This is a genomic window from Lentibacter sp. (assembly GCF_965657785.1).
In the GTDB taxonomy this organism is placed as follows: domain Bacteria; phylum Pseudomonadota; class Alphaproteobacteria; order Rhodobacterales; family Rhodobacteraceae; genus Lentibacter.
The window spans coordinates 1-3,710 of the sequence record NZ_CBFHPP010000050.1 but is presented as its reverse complement, the minus strand read 5'-3'; the positions used below and the strand labels follow the sequence as shown (position 1 = coordinate 3,710).

The 3,710-nt window shown below is 55.5% G+C and carries 6 protein-coding genes and 1 tRNA gene; 2 read left to right on the top strand and 5 right to left on the bottom strand.

The window, feature by feature from the left end; all coding sequences use genetic code 11:
- Positions 1 to 211 (bottom strand): S4 domain-containing protein (locus tag ACTF58_RS13380; protein WP_438992463.1); only part of this gene is annotated, 211 nt, incomplete at its 3' end.
- Here ACTF58_RS13380 and ACTF58_RS13375 point away from each other — a divergent pair.
- Positions 210 to 527: a DUF6476 family protein gene (locus tag ACTF58_RS13375; protein ID WP_438992462.1), complete on the top strand. Its 318-nt coding sequence runs from the start codon at positions 210 to 212 to the stop codon at positions 525 to 527. The two genes, ACTF58_RS13380 and ACTF58_RS13375, sit on opposite strands and share 2 nt — an antisense overlap.
- On the opposite strand, the gene ACTF58_RS13370 is transcribed toward ACTF58_RS13375, so the two are convergent.
- Positions 528 to 604: transfer RNA gene (locus ACTF58_RS13370), tRNA-His, on the bottom strand. It lies immediately after the preceding gene.
- A gap of 249 nt (positions 605 to 853) precedes the next feature.
- On the opposite strand from ACTF58_RS13370, the gene ACTF58_RS13365 reads away from it, so the two are divergent.
- Entirely contained in the window at positions 854 to 1,033 is a 180-nt protein-coding gene (locus ACTF58_RS13365; protein ID WP_298802930.1) for a DUF6324 family protein, read from the top strand.
- 322 nt (positions 1,034 to 1,355) lie between these two features.
- On the opposite strand, the gene ACTF58_RS13360 is transcribed toward ACTF58_RS13365, so the two are convergent.
- The 3 genes from ACTF58_RS13360 to ACTF58_RS13350 form a co-directional block, all read right to left on the bottom strand.
- The gene (locus tag ACTF58_RS13360) at positions 1,356 to 1,691 is read right to left on the bottom strand and encodes a hypothetical protein (RefSeq protein ID WP_438981308.1); all 336 of its coding nucleotides are present in this window, start codon (positions 1,689 to 1,691) and stop codon (positions 1,356 to 1,358) included.
- Between the two features lie 71 nt (positions 1,692 to 1,762).
- On the bottom strand, positions 1,763 to 2,599 hold the full coding sequence (locus ACTF58_RS13355; RefSeq protein WP_438992461.1) for a 4-(cytidine 5'-diphospho)-2-C-methyl-D-erythritol kinase: 837 nt from the start codon (positions 2,597 to 2,599) through the stop codon (positions 1,763 to 1,765).
- Positions 2,586 to 3,710 (bottom strand): tetratricopeptide repeat protein (locus ACTF58_RS13350; RefSeq protein ID WP_438992460.1); only part of this gene is annotated, 1,125 nt, incomplete at its 5' end. The genes ACTF58_RS13350 and ACTF58_RS13355, both read right to left, overlap by 14 nt.

The following is a 3,710-nucleotide window of genomic DNA, read 5'->3' as shown; positions in this document are numbered from 1 at the left end:
CCAGCACGATCTGTACCAAATCACCCTCAACAACCTTGGCCTTCGGGTTCTCGGCGACAGCGCCATTGATACGCACTGCCCCCTCTTCCATCAGCCGCGCCAACCGCGTACGGCTTAAGGAGGCCGCCTCTGGCACATCGCGCGAAAGCGCCTTATCAAGGCGTGCAGGCGGATCCTCAAGGATCCTAAATTCTAGCGAGGCATCTGCCATGAGTGAAACCCCCGAAGGTCTTGAAGAAAACGAAGTTGACCCGAGCCTCGTGCGTTACCTCAAACTTCTGGTAACAACCCTTGCTGGGGTAATGATTGTCGGGCTTGTAGCGGTCATTGCCCTGCTTGTCATCCGCTTGAATGCTGATGTTCCCCCCCTGCCTGCGCGGATGACCCTCCCCGAAGGCACAAAAGCACAAGCCTTTACCCAAGGCGAAAACTGGTTTGCCATAGTCACAACAGACGAGCGCATTCTCATCTTCGCTCGCGACGGCAAGACACTTCTACAAGAAGTTAAAATTTTAACTGGGGAGTGATGGTACCGCCTCCCCGGCTCGAACGGGGGACCCCTGGTTCCACAAACCAGTGCTCTAACCAACTGAGCTAAGGCGGCATTGCGGGTGATTTAACTTTCCATGCGGATGAATGCAAGAGCCTTAAAGCTCAATTTCCAAGCTTTGTTCAACAAGCTCGACGTCAAAGCGACCAATCAGTATTGAGCGCGCAAACGCCCAGTCACGCAAGACCGCTGAGCGAAAATACTCTGAGCCTAACATCTATCACTCCCAAGCCCTGCTCCCAGCTTGCTTGCATCGCAAGCCAAAATTCGCTAGCTGACAAAGAGGTCTAAAGGAGAGCCATAATGGGCATCAACACCGAACGTGACATTGAAGCCAACTTGCAAATCGGTCCAACCGATCAAGGCATGGTGCGTATCTTCATTGAGGCAAACGGCGTTGAAATCCCAATGGATTTCACCTCCGAAGAGGCAGAGGAAATCGCGGAAGAAATTCTTGCGGCTGCCAAAGCAGTCAAAGGCTGAAGTTTTTCATATCCGATTTGATATAGACCGCTAAGTCACAGCGCTGTGATCAGCGACCTACTTGTATACAAAGCCTCACGAAGGCCACTTGCGCAGCGCCTCCACAAGCCCTACCTAAAACAAGACGGCTTCTGCCCTTCTCGTTTTACGGTTGCATTCCGGTGGCCTTAAGCATTCCGAGGGAGTTGGCTCTGTCATGGCTCTGGCCATGTTACCTGACGCCCACCTGTACATACAGGTCCTCGGGAATGAGATAACCCAACGGCTGCGGTGGTTCCGTCACCATTTTTTCTGATATAGAAGCAAGGCCTTACAAGAGCGCTTAGTAGCGGTGGGACTGTTGCTGTGGTTTTTTGGCCTTCACGCGCACAAGCACAGGCTCCGCCAAATGCACTAGGCTCGGCGCGCGGTTGCCACCACGCGGCTCATCATCGTCATCATCTTTCATCCGCATCACAGCGATTCCAAACTGCACGCCCGCAAAGATCACGCCGTTAGAAATCCACAAAACAACGACGGCCAGAAGGCCCTTGTCCGAGGTGCTGACCAAATGCCAAAGATTCGCGATGTTGAACCAGAGCAACATTCCAACAAACAGCCCAGCGAGCGCAAACCCGATGGCAACGTTGACGATGTAGAGCTTGATGAGCTTTGGCATGATCCGAATCCTCTCTGCACCCTAAACGTAACGTGTAAAGAAAGGGTTGCAAGCCGAGCGCGAAAATTCGCTCAACTGAGCCAAACAGCGCTTACCCACCACTCAGGGCGCTGCGCCTGAAGGGTTGCCGCTGCCGCTGCCGCCGCACCAATCTCCTCAAAAAGCGCAAAGCAAGTTGCGCCAGAGCCAGACATCCGCGCCAACCGCGCGTCTTGCAGTCCCCATAGCCTGTCGAGCACCTCACCAATCACAGGCGCAAGCACCAGCGCAGGCGGCTCAAGATCGTTGCGGGTCTGCTCTTTCAAAAACACAATCAAGTCTGAAGCGCTCCTCAGCTTTGGCAGCTCTGGCAACGGTGTATTGTTCTTTGCGGCCAATTTGCCAAAGACATGAGGTGTTTCCACTTCGACGCGCGGGTTGACCAAAACAGCTGCCACGCGCGGCAGATCCACGGCCTCAATTTGCTCGCCAACGCCCGTCATCCGACACGCGCGGCCAAAATAACAGACAGGCACATCCGCGCCAAGTTCAGCCAGCTGCGCCCCGTCTATACTCTGCCCTGTCAGCGTCTCAAGTGCGCGCAACGCAGCCGCCGCATCGGAAGATCCGCCGCCGATCCCTGCTGCGATTGGCAAGTTTTTCTCGAGTTGGAAGGCTGCGCTCTGTCGCATCCAGGCTGCAGCTCTCAAAACAAGGTTTTCCGGCCCCGTCGGAACGCCACCTGCGAGCGGCCCCGTCACGTTCAAACTGGGCACATCCACCAAACGGGCGCTTAAACGGTCTCCCAGATTGGCAAACATCACCAAGCTGTCGAGCAAATGATAACCATCCGATCTTTGCCCTGTTACTTGCAATGCTAGGTTCACTTTGGCAGGCGCAAAGACCTCAACTCGTTCAGCTATCGTCATTTACAAGCTCAAGCGGTTTTGCGCCTTCCTCTTCCAAAACACGGTCCAGCCCGATCTCAAGCTTGCGGCGGATACGCTCAGGGTCAGCATCCTGACTGACCTCGCCGTAGTCAATGAACGATAAGGCCCTCTTCCACTGGAATTGCGCCTCAAGTTTTCGCCCAACAGCCCAGTAAACGTCTCCTAAATGGTCATTGACCACTGGATCAATCGACATGAGCTCGGCCGCGCGCTCCATATGGGGCACAGCCTCATCATACCGGCCAAGGCGAAAAAGTGCCCAGCCCAGACTGTCAATAATATAGCCGCTCTGCGGCCGCGCCGCGACCGCCTGTTCAATCATCTCAAGTGCTTCATCGAGCTTTCTGCGCTGCTCAACGAGCGAATACCCAAGATAGTTCAAGACATTCGGCTCTCCAGGGCTGATCACCAATGCCGCACGAAAATCGGCTTCGGCCTTATCCCAGTTGCCAAGACGCTCATGCACGATCCCGCGGGTGTAGAGCGTGCGCCAGTCCGTATTTTCGCGCCCATCCCAAAGAGCAAGCGAGCGGTCATAGGCCCTCTGCGCGTCTTCAAACCGATCAGCGCCGCGCAAGAGATCGCCCATCGCGCTGTGCACGACGGGCAGGTTCGCGTGGCTAATCGAAAGTTTTTCCATCACCTCGAGCGCCGCATCCATCTTGTCTGCCGCGCGCAATGCTTCTGCACGGCCCATCTCGGCCACATGGAAGGCTGGATGATCACTTGGAACAGAACGGTAGGCCGCCACTGCGGCATCAAGCTGCCCTTGATCCTCAAGCAACTGCGCCAAAAGCAAGCTCGCATCGACCATTTCTGGGCGCAAATGCTGCGCTACCCGTGCAAACAAGAGCGTATCTGTGCCACGTGGCTCTGCTGCCAGCGCACCCGCAATCGTAAAATTCACTTCAGCCAGCCCATCTTGCGGCGATGTGATCAAATCGAACGGAAGTATTTCTCCTGCGTCGAGTCGCGTCCGCATCTGAACAATCTCGGGATCTTGCGTCTCGCCGAAGCGCGCCTTGAGCATTTCTGCGGCATCACTGGTGCGCCCAAGCTGGCTCAGGATTTGCACATGTGCAAGAACGCC